The organism is Rhizobium sp. 10N427, from assembly GCF_056394605.1.
The window spans coordinates 15,544-29,973 of sequence record NZ_JBFTID010000002.1; the positions used below are offsets into that span (position 1 = coordinate 15,544).

The window sequence follows — 14,430 nt, forward strand, 5'->3', positions numbered from 1 at the left end:
GAGCGGAGCCCGGGACGCCTGCGCACTAAGCGCGGACGCGGGCGAGACCAGCAAAAATATCGAGCGGGTTCGCCCGGTCGATCGGAAGGACGATGTTCACCCGGTTGCGATTGTCGAGATCCCGTGTCACCGCGATCTGATCGAGCAGCGCTTGCGAAGCCTCGACAACACCACGCGCCTGAAGCTGGACCGTAGAATTCACCAGCGTCGCCTTGATATCCCGCACGGTGCGCAGGTTCGGGTTGCTTGCCGGATTGTCGTCGACGATTGCCGCATTCGAATGCTCGTTCGCAAGGGCTGCCCGGTGGAACTTCAAGCTATAGGTCAGCTGGTAGACCGCCTGAATATCGCGGAACACGGTGTCCGGAACGCCATTGGTCGTTTGCTGCTGCGTGATGACCTTGTCGATCAGCACATCGCCGCTGCTGTTGACTTTCCAAGCCGAGACGCCGTTCTTCAGAAGAACGTCGCGGGTCGTGTAGCCCGGCCAGTAATTCCGGTCGCGCGGTGCCAGGACGCCCTCAACCTTCAGACCGGACTGGTTCACCGAAACCCGGCCATCGCTGCCACCACCCAGGAAGGGAGCGATCCTCGCAACGCAAGCCGCGAGAAACTCATAATCGGGCGTGGCCATGCCGGCGTTGCTGAACATCGGCCACATGGTGAGATGCCACGTATCCTTCGCCAACGCCGAAGCCGTGAGCTCGGACGTGGTTCCCGTCTTCGGATAGAACACATGGCCGTAGAGCTGCTGGGCATAGGACCAGCGGCCGGCCGTGTTGTTGTGGAAATCGTCGAGTTTCGTGCGATTGCTGTCGTCCCCGAACGCAGACGTGACGATCTCGAACGGGTTGTCGCCCATCGCAGCAAGGATGATCGCAACATCAGGCACACCAGCGCCGGGCGTGCTGGTCGCAAATGCCAGAATGTTGGCGAAGGCGTTGCCACCGTCGATAACAGGCACGCTGACGTCGAGCTTCGAGGCATAGATGCCTTTGTGACGCGCGGTGATGGTCACGACATTGGTAGCCGCCGTCGCCGTGAAAGGCAGGCTCTTCTTGGTCGCGGCATTGAAATAAGTGTTGATCGCCGCTGCTAGGGCAGTGGCAACGGCATTTGCTGAGGTGCCCGCCGCAATGTCTATAGAGACATCCTCGCCAGCGATGGAGAGAACGCCCTGCCCCCCGTTAGCCGGAATAGCACCAACAGTGACCGTGCGGATCTCGGCCGTGCCCGTGTCGGCAACGCGGCCCAGATAGAGTTCCTGCGTCGGTGCATTCTGGAAAGTGCGGATCGCCATGCTTTCCAGCATCGAACCACGGCCAGCCAGAAGACGAGCTTCGTTAACGCTGGAGCAGAGCGCGATCCCGCCCTCAGCAAGTGTACCGGCCGCCAGGCCGTGTCCGAGAAGAATTTCTTTCGTCTCCGAAGAGAACTGGCCCGCCGATTCGACATCGAAGGCAAGGAGCGGTGCGACGATGTCGCTGGGGATGTTAGCTACCATGTCGTCAGTCCTTCTTCTTCGCGGCCTTGTCGGCCTGCTCGTCCGCAGCCTTCGCATTGATCAGGTCGCCATCTCTCACGAGATTGCGTTCGAACTGGTCGAGTTCGTTGATCGGCCGACCGTCCTCGGGCCAGCCGCCAGGGATCACGCGGCCGGGAGCCGCGATGTAAGTCTTCTTCATTGGAGGATCTCCGGGTTCTGGGGTCGGGGTCCGACCCGTGCGGTCAAGTAAGGTCGACGACAGCGCCGGGAATGTCCCCGTCGGCCGCGATGGTAAGCCTTTCGAGCGCAGGCGGCGGAACCTGCTGGAAGTGAGCAACGAGCGCGGACAGCGTCGCCTTGGCATAGGACTGAGCTGGCAACCGCGCGAACACCGTTGCCAGCGGCTCCGGCAGGCCGGGAGCGCTGAAGTCGTCATCCCTGATCCCGCAATGGAACCGCATCCTCACACGCTGCCAGCGAAGCCCCAGTTCGGGAACGGCGAAGGTCTGCTCTTCGTATTTCACGTCCCGCACGATGTGACGCCACAGCGAGCCGCTCTCGCTGTATTCGAGGACATATCGCACCTGAGAACACAGGGCGGCGAGCACGATGCGCGCCTGCGGATCGGTGGCGGCGATAGCGTCGACGAACGAGCCGTCGTCATCATTAGCCGCAACTGCTAGCTCCGCGACAATATCGAGCGCCGCGTCCGCAACCGTATCGTCGACCGCAGCGGCCGATGCTCTCAGCGAGTATCCAGCCTCCGGCGTGTATAGCGAGAGAACTGGCGTATAACCCTCGGGTGCATCGCCATCGAGATCCTCAAGCGCCGCGGCGCGGCTGTCGAACACCCGTGCCTTGGCGAGCGTTGGGAACCCCTCACCTGCCAGTGCGGCTGCGGTCGGGCAAAGCGCCTCGACAGCAGCCAGCCTCAGTGCCTCGGAAGAAAGCATCAGGTTTTCACTCGCGAAAGATACCAGGCAGGACGAAGACCCCCGTCCTCCTCCTTCGCCTCGATTTTCCAGGTCTTGCCCGCCGCAACGACGAAGTCTCCGCGGCGCGGCAGATACGGCCAGTCCGCGACATGTGCGGTCAGCACCGCATCATAGGAAACGGTGCCGTTTCGAATTCCAGTGTCAGACGACAGGTGACGCGGGATCCTGTCTGCGGGAGGCTCCAGATCAATCGATCCGGTGAAGTCGAATGCTTCCCGTCCAGGATCGTCAGCGGTCGCGTGATTGACGGTGATACCGGACACTCGCGGATGCAACCGGCATCCAGTGTAGTCGAAGATCTCGGCGCACGCTTCCTGAGTGAAGATACGCGCCGTTTCCCAGTCGACCACCGCGTTAGCCCTTCAGTTTCTTCAGTAGGTTCTTGGCAGCTGCAATTTCCTTGCCGGCCGCCGCCTTGGCAACGGCATCATCGCCCGCCGCAGCCAGCTTGCCGTTCGCTTCGGACAACGCAAGCTCGGCTGCGGCAATCTGCGCAGCGACATCCGTGTCGCCTGCCGTACCATTGCCGGTCGCCGCCTCCTTCTTGGTCTTCGGCGCCTTCTCGACGTCTTTCGCATATGCGAACTTGTCATCGATCAGATGCTGAGCATATTCGGCAGGCACCTCGATCGCTTCATGCGGCGGGACGCTGACGTCCTTATCCCTCTTGAGGATTGTAGCCGGAATGATGCCTCCCTTGACGAAGGCGATACCAATTTTCGATGCCATGGCGAGCGTCCTTTCCTGTTGCCGGATGCCTGATAGCCAGACATCGGGAAACAGGAAGCCGGGTGAACCGGCCTCCTGCTGCATCGCCGATCTTGGGAGGATCAGGTGAGCGTAAACTTGCGAAGTACCTGCGGGCGGGTGCACAGCGATATCGCGTTCATCTGTACTTCGAGATCGTAACCCTTGCCGTTGCGTTTTTCGATCGCACGAGAATAGAACGGGAGGCCGGGGGTGTTGACCGTCTCGTTGTAGTCAGCCGGTCCGAAGCGGGTAATGAACAACTCCGGCACGCCGGTGACGACGAGCCGAGCCTCGGTCGCGGCAATGTAGGGCGCCCCGAGATCAGCGGTCGCTTTTGCACCAGTCTTGTAGCGGCGCCAGATCGCACGGCCGAACTGAAATTCGTCAGGGACATCCTGGCGGAGAACAACAGCACCGGAGTTGATAACGAACGTCTCGCGCACCGACTTGTGCATCCAGAGAGCCTTGTGGAAATCGCGACCAGTCCAGACTTCGATACCTTCGTAAGGCTCATCGAGCGCATCCTCGACGCCGTAGATCGCGTCCTGAAAGAGCGACGGTACATTGGTAGCGTCGTTATCAAGCTCCAACGAAATCGCCGAAGGAACCGCGAGGCCGAAGGCGCTATAGAGGTCGATCAGGACCTTGCCGGATTTCGAGGTCACATTGCCCTTGATCGCGCCGACGCGCTGATGCTCGAGCGTCATCGTCAAGTCACGAGCGTGCCGCTGTGCCTTCTTGTTCACGCGGCCTTCGACCGTTTCAAGCGTGGTTTCCGTGCCGAACTCGCGGACGTTCTGCACTTCGTCAGCGAGAATAGAGTCGTCACGCTGATAGTGATCGACTTCGAACGGGATTTTCCGGCGGCTGTCGTCGCCGGTCGTTTCGCCGGGACCACCACGCTCGCTCGGTTCAACAAGCCCGAGCTTGCCATCGCGGAGCTCGACGGAGACGACTGTCGTGCTCACGCTATCTTCTTCGAACAGACCGGAGGCGCTGATCTGGCCAGGGCGGTACGGTTCGGCGTTCACGGCTGCCGTCAAGCTTTCAAGGCTGAAGGGATCGCCGGCATGTGCATTCGGTGCGGACATAGAAGGCTCTCCTTATCGTGCCTTGATGTTGACTGCGCGCAGCTGCGTGAGCTTGGCGGCGCGCTTGGTTCCGTCGTCGACCGACGAATGGAAGATCAGCATGGGAGCCTTCACTTCCGCGTCGTTCGCAACGATGACGGCATCGACGTCTGCGCTGGTGGCGTCGACGCCGTAAGCGAGAACGGCAATCGCCGTCTGCGTACCGTCGGAGCCGGTAGCCGGGGACGGCGCATATTTTCCGCTCGCCGTAACCTTGGCGAGAAGCGTGCCTGGTTCGAGCTTGCCGGAGCCAGAGGCAACGGTCACAGCATCGCGGGAAAGCGTGCCGTCCAGTTCGGTGAGGACGAATGCGAGGTCGCGAGGACCTTCAACTGCGGCTGCCATGACTTATGCCTCCTTCACGGCTGCGCGACGCGCAGCGAAGATTGCGTTGCGATCGATCGCCGCCTTAGGTGTGGCGGACGCGGAAGCCCCGGGCTGAGCCAAGCCGGCAGCAGCGAGACGCTTCTGCTCGTAGCTGGTGGCCTGACCGCTCGCAGGCGGATTGGTTTCCGTCGCCACCGGTACATTGGCGACCACAAAGCTGACGACGGCATCGGCGGCCATCGCCGGAGACTGTGTTGCCAGATCGAGCGCTGCAGCCATACGCTTGCCGTCGCCCTTGATACCATCGGCACCCATCACAGCGGAGAAGCGATCGCCTGCGGTTTTCAGACTTGTGGCCTCAACGCTTGCCAATGCGGCTGCGGTAGCCACTGCAGTTGCGGCCAGGTCGGCGCCGGTTGAAGCGCCGCCCGGGTTATTCGGTGCGGTCATAGATGACCCTCCAGTAGTTGCCCCCGAGGGAGGCGCTTCAGAAGACGCCTCAGCGCCGGTGACATCCCCTTCGTCAGGGGAATAGGTTTCCGCTCCAGGCCGCAGAGCGGCATGGATCGATGCAAGCAAACTGTTCATGGTTTCAGCTCCGGTTGACTGCCTTTAGGAAGGCGTCGAATGCTGCGCTCGGATCGCCGATCGCGTCGACGAGACCGATGGAAAGTGCGTCGCTGGCCTCAAAGACATCGGCTTCGGTCGACATCGCCTTCGCCTTGGTGATCTTCCCGCGGCGTCCCTTTGCGACGGTCTCGGCGAATTTGCCCCGCATTGTTTCCGCCTGCTGCTGCCAGCGAGCGAGAACATCATCGGGAAGCGGCTCATACGGATTTCCGTTGGCCTTGTTCTTCCCGGCCCGAACGATCGTGACCTTGATGCCGGACTGCTCCAGCGCTTCAGAATAGTCGGCATGTAGGATGATGACGCCGATCGATCCCGCGCCACCGAACTCCGGCATGATGATCTGACGCGACTGCGAGGCGAGCAGATATCCGGCCGAATAAGCAAAATCAGTGAGGATCGAGATTGTCGGCATCTCCTTCGAGAGTTCCGCCATTGCAGCGGCGGTCTCGAATGCGCCGTTCACTTCGCCGCCAAAGCTGTCTACCTCGAAGACCGCACCCTTGATCCGCCCGATCTTCCCGGCCTGCCGGACTGCAGCGATCTGTGTCTGGAGGCCCTGATAAGAGGTCTGCCCGGAATTCGACCCGAGCCAGCCGCCCTTGTGAACAAGACTGCCTTCGATCGGAATGACCGCGACGCTGTCGATTACATAGAACGGCAACACACCGGCCGCTTGGTAGATGCGCCCCGTCCGGTCGCCGAGCTTGCCTGCGGATGGTCTACCGTTCTGGAACGCGACATGATCAATGGCGCCGACCGAGTTTGCGATGACGACGTCAGTTCCGGCGATCCGGCCCCCAAGGCCCCGCAGGAAAGCTTCCGCCTTCCTTTCGTCGTACATGAGCGGCGTGTCGAAAAGCCGCTGCGCAACGTGTCCAAATGCTAAGCTCATGGCCTCGACCTCAATATCTGAAGGACCAGCGCCGCCCAACGCGGCACTGACCGTTTTTCTTGCGGCAGAGATCGTCGAGCCGATTGATCTCGGCATCGAGCTGCGCGAGCGTCGATGACGCAACCTTGATCCGCTGATGCATCACCGGGGACCGGATCTCGCTTTCTTCGATTTGCCCGCCGGAGAGGCGCTTGTAGCGGACGCCCCGGAGCGCCGTCGCAAGGGCGCAGGGATCTTCGATGTCGACCAATTGCCCGTCGATCTTGACCATCGTCGCCATCAGGCTTTTTCCTTGGCCGATTGGCCGTCCTTCTTGGCAGGCTCGCTACCGGTCTTGCGTACGAAGGGTGACGGCATGCCCGCCTCCGTGTAGCGCTGGTGCCAGCGGATGTTGCTCTCGAAGATCTCTTCCGCATCTTGACCATTGGCCGAGGCCTCGACATCGATCGAGCTCGTGCCGTTCAGTATCCTCTCCGTCGAAGCCTTCGCCGCCTTCTCGTCGTCAGCGGTCGGCTTCGATGGCCCGAGGCAGATTGCCCAAAGGATTGCATCACGGTTGGCCTGGTAGACCTCGGCGCCGCCCTTGAAGGGTATCTCGCCCTCACCGATCATCTCGTCGAGCCAGCTTGCGTAAGGCACAAGCACATGTGGCGCGGCGATGCGATCGGTCCGCCGCGTCGCGATCGGCCAGATGGAAGCATTCTCCATCATGGTCGAAGCATAGGTCGCCGCCGTGTAGTCGAGCGTGTAGCCGCCGAAGGTGACACCGAGCGCGCGAGCCGTCTCGCGATGAAGCGCCGCGGCGAAAGGCAAATAGTCCCGGCCGGGAACCTTGGCCGTCTCTATGCCGAGCTTTTCTCCAGGTGCCAGATGCGAGACGCCGGCGCCTGCTCCCATCCTGATTTCCGATTCCGCGGCCCGATCAAGTTGGGCGCGGAAATAGTTTGCGAAGTCATCCGCGAGGCCGTCGGTATCCTTGGCGCCGAGTTCCTTCAGGTTTTCCAACGCTTCGAAAGCGTCGGCGCTCGGCCGGTCGCTCGTGAGGATGATCGCGTAGATGGTCTGCAGGAATGCCATCTGTGCCGTCGCCTCGTCGAGGTTCTCGCCCATCAGATACTTGCGGAAGGTCGAGGCCAGCACCGTGATGCCGCGAACGTCTTCGGCCGAGAAAGGATCGAAGGCATGCATGACAAGCTGCCGACCATCAGCGTCGCGAGCGGCATAGTCGCGTTTGACGACAATGCCAGCCTCCCGCTCCTGAAAGCGGTAGTGCGAGGGACGGCCGTTCGCATCATGGATGACGCCCTGATAAATCCCCTCGATTTCGTTGGTGTCTTGCACAAGTTTCTGCGGAGAGAAAAGCAGGAACTTCGTGCCGGTCTTGATGCCATAACGGCGACGTTGCGCCCTTGGCATGAAGCTGACAACGCCAAGGCTCTCGCCGAACGCCAACCAGTTGCGAATGCCGACATCCGTCTGCTGGGCCAACGTGAACTTTCCCCGGAAGTCGCACTCCGCCGGGTTCCACGCCCAGACCTTAAAGCGGGCCTTTACGAGGCTAATCCATTCGGCCGCTTCTTTCTGATCGTAACCAAACCTCGAAAGGTCGGGTTGCGGGTTCAATGTGAGCTCAACACCGACCGTGTCAGCGATGATCTGGTCTGCCACACCACGAAGCCGACCGCTGTTCTGCAGCAGATCCATCGCCAGACCCGCCGCGCGCCACCACGAGCGCCGGACATCATCACGATGCTCGCGCAGCGATGCAGGGCGCGCAGCGATGACGCCGGACTGAGAGTCTCGGAGATAGCCGGCGCTGCTGCCTGCCTTCACCCGGATCCTCGGCTTTACTTGCGCTTCTTCCATCGATTTTCAGTGTCCTGTTTTTTCTCTGGAAGTGGCTGCTGCGGGACTGCAACGGGCACCGGCTGTGAGGCGGCCATGATCTTTACTGGCGCCGGAGAGAACATGTCCGCCTCCACGGCAGGCTCTCGCTCGTTTCGCAGAGCAGCCCACTCAGCCGGCGACATTCGCGACAATCCAAGATGCTCGGCGATCGCCATTGCGTAGATCCTGCAGTCGAGCCAGTGGTTGTCGACGCGTAGCGGCATCCACTCTTCGAACAACTTGCCGCGCTGGATCTTCTGGACGAAGCTCTCGGCGGTGATCTGCTTGAAGAATTCCTCGCCGAGCTCCTTGTGAAAGTGGCAATAGCCGGGCGGGTCGGTTCCCTCGCCGGCAGCCAGCCCCTTCTTATGAAGGTTGCCATAAAACTCAGCCTTCAGCGCCCAGGTACCGACCGGCCATGACATCGTCGAGCCGAACCGCTTTCGCTTACCTTTCTTGGTGATCGACTTGCGTTGCGGCTGGCTGATCGCAGGTCTTCCGCGACCCGGCTCACCCTTCACAGCGAAAGTGCCTGGACGGCGACGGCACCACTCCAACACCTGATTGGTGCGGTATCCCGCGTCGACGGCCAAAGCATCGAGCCGCCGCAGTACGCCCCAAGCGTCGGGATACTCGCGCTGAAAGACCTCGTCGAGAAGCAGCCAAGCTCCCTCTTGAGGGTTCTCCGTCGCGCCGGGCAGATACAATGCAGTGACTGTCCACGTCTGGCGGTCTTCCGCGAACGCCACGAGCTCGACGTAGATGCCGTGCGACTGGACGTCGGCACCGGCGGTGAACACCAGCCCCCCGGCCGGAATAACATCCGGAGCGTAGTCCTCGCGGCGCTCCATCAACCGGACATAATCCGGCGCATTGCCCTTCATCTGGTACGGCAAGGCCAGAACCAGATTGTGATAGTCCTTCGCGCCGCTCTCTCCCTTTCCTTCCGACGCAATCTTGTCTTCGGCGATGGCCTCGTAGGACATCATCAGCGACATGAACGCGTCGACGTGAAAGCCAGGGTGGCGGTCCGGGCCGGATAGCGTTGGTATGTAACGGCCGGCGCGAACCGCATGAACCCGCTCGGCTTCCGAGATCTGGTGCGTGCAGTCGACGCAGCGCATCGTCGTGCGATGCGGATGCTGTCGATCGATCACAAGCAGGTCGTCGCGCTGCACCATCTCGTGGCCGCATTCCGGGCACTTGATGTGCCAGAACCGCTGGTCGGAAAGCCGGAATGACCTGTCGATCCGGCAGTGACCGGGGCCTTCGCCCATCGGATCGCCGCTGTCGAGCTCCGGTGTGGATAGCTCAAGGATCTTGTAGGTCTTCTGCCGGCGAAACGCGGTGAAGCGGCCGAAGAAGAGCGTTTCGGGATCGGATCCGTCAGGAAACAGTTCCCACTTCGAGACCTCATCCTTGACACCGTAGCGGCAGGTCTTGCCCGACAGATCCTTCTTGGTGTTCGCGTTCCCAAGATAGATGAACGTATCTTGGCCGATTTTCTTCGTGTAGGTCGTCGAGCCGGAAGCATCGATGACCCGTTTGGCTGTTTTTTCCTGCCAGGTGTCGATCAGCGGCTGGAACTTGCCGCTATTCAGATCCTGCAGAAGGTCGATGCCGGGTGCGCCGTAGAGGGCATTGTCCGGGCACATCTCGGCGATGTAAAGCATCCACGACAAAGCAAGGATGGACACACCGGTCTGCTGGGCCTTTCGCACCGATACTCGATTGCAGGGATGCTCCTGACTGAGGCACTCTGCGATCTCCAGCAGGTACGGCCCATCCTCGACCGACCAGTATTCTCCCTTTCGCGCGCCGTCGACGAGAACGATGTTCTGTGGCAACCAAACCGGGAACGGCAGCGGCGGTGTCGGGCGTATGCCCGCTGCCAGGCTACGCGCCTGGAACTGTAGCGCACCGGGATGAGCGTTCACGCTTCCTCTTCCTCGATAACAGCGTCGGTCTCGGGCGCTTCCGACGACACGGCGACGAGCCGATCAGCGATGGCATTGCCGAGCTCGAACGCGACGCTCCGAAGAAGAACACGAACGCCGTGGACGCCTTCCTTCGAAACAGCAAGCGCCAACTGGTCCGCGTAGTTCGGGAGGCGCTTTACGATGTTCTGAATTTCCCGAGCGACGTGGCGGTTGGCCTCGTCGAGCTTGTCCTTGCGGATAAGCTGCTTCAGGTCTTCCTGATGTTTGATGCGCTCGCGCCCGAGTTTCAGCCACTCGTTCTGCCGGCGGGCCTCATCGAAGCTGTCGCTCGGATCCAGCGGAACCGTGCCCGACATCGACTGCACCGATCGGATCGGCGCTGTCGCCTTGGCCGGGTTCACGAAGCGTTGGCGGTATTCGTCATAGTGCGCCAGTGACACCAGCATGACGCGCCCTTGCGGATCGCGCTGCACTGGCGTGTCCGGCCGGTCATCCGTCAGCTTCTTAACCGCCTTCGAGACCGCAGGCTTCGAAACCCCGTCCCGTTCGGCGATCTGCGCGATCGACCACATGACCAGCTTTTCGTCGGTCATCGCCGCGTTAACCCGTTTCCTCTGGCGTTAACCGCGTTAACCCCGTTAACCCAAAGTTTTCAGCAAAAAATCCGACGCGATCCCGGGGTCGCCCCGGCCCGCAGGCGGTCAGATCGTTTGTACGGTCCCTTGACCGGGGGGGTGCCCCCGGCCGGCCTCACCGACCTTCGAGGATCACCTGGGCAAGAGCCGATCCAGTTCATGAAGAACACGAGGCGCCAGGCTATCCTCAATTAGTTCGGCAAGCACCTGGACGAACTCGTCCGGGTTGTTGGTCACGTCATGAGCCGGGTTCGGGCCGAATAGCTCACGGATTGGAAGCCTAGCCTTACCCACGCGCTTCATCACCCCGCGGTGACCGCTTTTCATCTGTGCCAGAAAGGCCGATCGATACGATCCTCGGCCGCGTACCCGAACGCCATTAGCGGTCTGCGTTGCTCCGAGATCGGCGAGCGGTATCCATCCCGATCTCTCGATGACTTCGATCGTGTTGCCACCAGCATTGAAGAACGCTTTTGTGAGAGCCTGCACCTTTCGGACAGGAAGATCCGTTCGTTCTGCGCTGCGACGTACGACCCGCGTCCGAGCCATGTCACGCATCCGGCGCATGGCACTGGCCATAGCCTTCGTCTTGATCTGGCCCGGCAGATTGGCAATTGCCCTTGACAAATGCTCGATCTCACTCGCGTCAAATCGAACTTCTGTCATCGCATTTTCCGGGATTTGCCGCCATTACAGCGGCGGAATTCATGACCGCCTCCATTAGCTGGAAACGAAAAACCCGCCGGGCGTTGCCGAGCGGGTCATCTAATCTTTTTCAGTGTGCTTACTGTATGTCAACCTTCTGCCGCACCGCAATGCCTGTTTTCTAAAATAAGATCACGCAATTTCAGAGGCTTGCGCCGAAGTGCTGGAAAATTTCTGCGTTACCCAGGGCGCCCGATCCGGCACGAAAGGCAGTAATTCGGTATTCTTCAGCTCGTGACGAAGCTCGGAGTGCAGAGTACTAAGCGCGTCCTGCCAGAGTTGCCAGTCAAGGCGGGACAGAATTGCGCCTCGCAGGGACGATGCCAACGCGTATTTCCGGTAAGCGCCGCGCACGGGACGCTGCTTTTTGCGATCGTATCCATCCGCCTCATAGCGATAGGAACGCCCGAAGCCGTCCTTTGCGCTCAGCATTACAAACCACCGCGGCTTGCCTTTCACCGAAACCTCAGCCTCATCCGGACGGTCAGCATGCCAATCTGGACCTTTGCCGAGGATCGCGCAGCTGATCACCAGGTTGACGACGTGCTTTCCGTTGAGAGCGTCGCGCTTCAGGACGAGCGCCTCGACGGCGCTCTGGACTTCCACGGCGATCAATCCTCGATCATCGCTCCATTCCGGAAATGGCGACCAACCCGATCCGATTTCAAACCCGCCACGTTCAGCCAGACGGCGAACGGCATTGCCGGCAACAACCGCGTCCGGATGCGGATCAGTCTGGGCCGTTACGAAATCGGGGATCACGCCGTAGTGGTTTGGAGACCGGTCGATCATCGTGCCGAGTGTGAAAAATTCGCTGACCATCTCCCAGGACGATCCGCTCACAAAACTGCCGCCGCTTCCAGACCCGACCTTGCACAGCTCCTGCGTAAAAGCCCAGGTCAGAAACTGTTCAATCGATAGCTTTTTCATCTTCATTTCCCTTTTGGATAGTCTGGATAGTTGATTGGATAGTTTCTGGAGAGTTATTGTTATTGTTTTCAGATAGTTAGATAGTTCAGATGGTTTTTTCGCCTTACATTGATAAATTTATTGATCGAACCCCTTCCCCCGATTTTCCTGTTATAACGCACGCGAAAACCCTCCGAACTCTCCAAGCCATTGATTTTGCTCCCCCATACCCCCGCTGAACCCTCCAAGAACCCTCGAAGAAACTATCCGAACTATCCAAATCTGGAGGGTGCAGACGGTGACGGGTGGGGTTACGGGGCATGTCAGTACATCTCCGGCAACGGTGCATCGTCATCGAAGCGGCCGGGCGGCGGCTCGGGTGTATCGTCTCGATGCGGCATGGGAACGTCACGCAAGCGGATGCCGAGGTAGAAGACATAGCCCGAGGTCTCCTTCTTGAATTTCTTCGCCATGGCGCGGCCGAAGGCCGTCGAACTCATCGGCCGTCCACCTTCGTCTTCGGTGAAGCGGCAATAGGCGCCGTAGAGCACCTTCGACTGGACCGGCTCGGCGTCGGGATCCCTAACGACGCAGCGGGCGACGAAAGCGGATGTCCGGTCCATGTCGTCCCGATATTCCTGCGTTGCCTCGCGAACGGCATCAGGGATGACGATCCCCTCCTTCAGGTAGATCTTCACGCCATCGATCAGCCAATTGAGGATGCCGGGATATTCGGGCCGGAAATAGTTCAGCATCTCTTCGAAATCGCGACGCTCGGCTTCCGGCACCTTGACCGGCCAGTGCACGACGGCCATACGCCGCCAGATGCCATCGTCGTTGCCAGAAATCTTCGGATAGCCGTTGCCGCTCATGATGACGACGAAGATCGGGTCGAAGTCCATGTATCCCGCAAACAGGTCACGCGCGGTGATCGTCTCGCCGCCAGTCAACTCCTTGACGAGGTTTTCCTTGAGGTCTTCGCCTTCTGGCAGCTCCTTGACGCGCAGCAGCCTGCGGCCGAGCAGTCGCGCCAGATCGGGCGATGCACCGCCTGACGATCCGCTCTCGCCGATCAGGCTGGTCGCCGGCAGGGTCACTGCGACCTCGCCCAGCAACCGGCAGAGCGTTTCCATGTAGACCGATTTGCCGTTGGCGCCGTCGCCATAGTGGAAGAACAGATACTGCACCGTGATGCCGACGAGGCCGAGGCCAGAAGACACCTGCACCAGGCGGCGCACCGCCGGGTCTGGCAGCATCGTCTCGAGGAATCTCACCCAACGCGGGCAAGACGCCTTCGGCTCGAAGCGGACGGGTGCGATATGCGTGATCAGATCCTCACGCCGATGCCCCTTCGTGATCTTCACATTCGCTTCGATGCAGACATCGATCGTCTCGGGAACATTCGGCGTTTCCTGCCGGCTGACGAATTTCGGATTGGTCCGGCGCTCCAGCTGCCGCTCGAAGCGCATCGTGGCGTTCTGTACCGCAAACCGCATGCGGTCGGCGTTCAGCTCGTCGGGCGCCTTGATGATATGTGGCGCCGCGCAGGCCATGGCCGCGTTCATGCGCGCGATGTTCTTCGAGGATACGGCATGGTCCATCCGCCGCTTGACACGCTTCCCGAAAGCTTCCAGCGCCTTCTCGCGGGCAGCGATCAATCTCCGCTTTCCGACCTCGACGTCCTCGCCGCGCTCTTCCATCTCGGCCGCCGCTTTACCGGCGTCGATCTTTTCCTGTTCGGACTGCGTTGGCTTGATCCAATGCCGCTCTTGCGCGATGCGATCGCCGAGCTGCTGCGCGATCGCCAGCGCCTTTGGGCCGCCGTTCGCGATGTCCCAATGCGTACCGGTCCAGACGCCGAACAGCGCCTGCTTCGCCTTCTCCTGGCTGACGACGAGAAGATCCCGCCCGAAATGCTTCAGCAGGCGCTTGCCGTTGTCGGTATCGGAATGATCAAGCCCTGCGCAGTATTCGAGGGTCGCCTGCAATTCCTCGCCAGGCGGCATGGGAGGCGCGTCGTCGAGGGTCTGGTCCGATTCGTCTCGGACCGGTGGGGTTTCGGGGTCGGTACCGCGCTGTATCATCGCCTCCTGGATGATATCGCGGAGACCGTCCGGCATGGCCGGCGATAGATTGTCCTGCAT

The 14,430-nt window shown here is 60.7% G+C and carries 16 protein-coding genes; all 16 read right to left on the reverse strand.

Annotated features, from left to right (window positions below; translation table 11 throughout):
- Positions 1–25 precede the first annotated feature (25 nt).
- The 16 genes from AC1DIJ_RS04480 to AC1DIJ_RS04555 all read right to left on the reverse strand — a co-directional run bounded on the left by AC1DIJ_RS04480 (position 26) and on the right by AC1DIJ_RS04555 (position 14,430).
- The gene (locus AC1DIJ_RS04480) at positions 26–1,504 is read right to left on the reverse strand and encodes a hypothetical protein (RefSeq protein ID WP_477831207.1); all 1,479 of its coding nucleotides are present in this window, start codon (positions 1,502–1,504) and stop codon (positions 26–28) included.
- A 4-nt stretch (positions 1,505–1,508) separates the two neighbouring features.
- Positions 1,509–1,685 (reverse strand): hypothetical protein, encoded by a 177-nt coding sequence (locus AC1DIJ_RS04485; protein ID WP_477831208.1) that lies wholly within the window; start codon positions 1,683–1,685, stop codon positions 1,509–1,511.
- 43 nt (positions 1,686–1,728) lie between these two features.
- The gene (locus tag AC1DIJ_RS04490; protein ID WP_477831209.1) at positions 1,729–2,439 is read right to left on the reverse strand and encodes a hypothetical protein; all 711 of its coding nucleotides are present in this window, start codon (positions 2,437–2,439) and stop codon (positions 1,729–1,731) included.
- On the reverse strand, positions 2,439–2,831 hold the full coding sequence (locus AC1DIJ_RS04495) for a hypothetical protein (RefSeq protein WP_477831210.1): 393 nt from the start codon (positions 2,829–2,831) through the stop codon (positions 2,439–2,441). The genes AC1DIJ_RS04490 and AC1DIJ_RS04495 overlap by 1 nt, the downstream gene beginning before the upstream one ends.
- Before the next feature lie 4 nt (positions 2,832–2,835).
- On the reverse strand, positions 2,836–3,210 hold the full coding sequence (locus AC1DIJ_RS04500; RefSeq protein ID WP_477831211.1) for a hypothetical protein: 375 nt from the start codon (positions 3,208–3,210) through the stop codon (positions 2,836–2,838).
- A gap of 101 nt (positions 3,211–3,311) precedes the next feature.
- Entirely contained in the window at positions 3,312–4,322 is a 1,011-nt protein-coding gene (locus AC1DIJ_RS04505; RefSeq protein ID WP_477831212.1) for a major capsid protein, read from the reverse strand.
- 12 nt (positions 4,323–4,334) lie between these two features.
- Entirely contained in the window at positions 4,335–4,706 is a 372-nt protein-coding gene (locus tag AC1DIJ_RS04510) for a head decoration protein (RefSeq protein ID WP_477831213.1), read from the reverse strand.
- Positions 4,707–4,709: 3 nt separating this feature from the next.
- A complete protein-coding gene (locus AC1DIJ_RS04515; RefSeq protein WP_477831214.1) occupies positions 4,710–5,138 on the reverse strand; it encodes a hypothetical protein in 429 nt (142 codons plus the stop codon).
- A 142-nt stretch (positions 5,139–5,280) separates the two neighbouring features.
- A complete protein-coding gene (locus AC1DIJ_RS04520; RefSeq protein WP_477831215.1) occupies positions 5,281–6,210 on the reverse strand; it encodes a S49 family peptidase in 930 nt (309 codons plus the stop codon).
- 10 nt (positions 6,211–6,220) lie between these two features.
- Positions 6,221–6,490, reverse strand: a complete 270-nt coding sequence (locus AC1DIJ_RS04525; protein WP_477831216.1) for a hypothetical protein — start codon at positions 6,488–6,490, stop codon at positions 6,221–6,223.
- Entirely contained in the window at positions 6,490–8,076 is a 1,587-nt protein-coding gene (locus tag AC1DIJ_RS04530) for a phage portal protein (RefSeq protein ID WP_477831217.1), read from the reverse strand. The genes AC1DIJ_RS04525 and AC1DIJ_RS04530 overlap by 1 nt, the downstream gene beginning before the upstream one ends.
- A complete protein-coding gene (locus tag AC1DIJ_RS04535) occupies positions 8,058–10,034 on the reverse strand; it encodes a terminase gpA endonuclease subunit (protein ID WP_477831218.1) in 1,977 nt (658 codons plus the stop codon). The genes AC1DIJ_RS04530 and AC1DIJ_RS04535 overlap by 19 nt, the downstream gene beginning before the upstream one ends.
- Positions 10,031–10,630 (reverse strand): hypothetical protein, encoded by a 600-nt coding sequence (locus tag AC1DIJ_RS04540; protein WP_477831219.1) that lies wholly within the window; start codon positions 10,628–10,630, stop codon positions 10,031–10,033. The genes AC1DIJ_RS04535 and AC1DIJ_RS04540 overlap by 4 nt, the downstream gene beginning before the upstream one ends.
- Positions 10,631–10,804: 174 nt before the next feature.
- Entirely contained in the window at positions 10,805–11,338 is a 534-nt protein-coding gene (locus AC1DIJ_RS04545) for a phage tail protein (RefSeq protein WP_477831220.1), read from the reverse strand.
- Positions 11,339–11,509: 171 nt separating this feature from the next.
- The gene (locus AC1DIJ_RS04550; protein ID WP_477831221.1) at positions 11,510–12,307 is read right to left on the reverse strand and encodes a hypothetical protein; all 798 of its coding nucleotides are present in this window, start codon (positions 12,305–12,307) and stop codon (positions 11,510–11,512) included.
- A gap of 302 nt (positions 12,308–12,609) precedes the next feature.
- Positions 12,610–14,430: a DNA primase family protein gene (locus AC1DIJ_RS04555; protein WP_477831222.1), complete on the reverse strand. Its 1,821-nt coding sequence runs from the start codon at positions 14,428–14,430 to the stop codon at positions 12,610–12,612.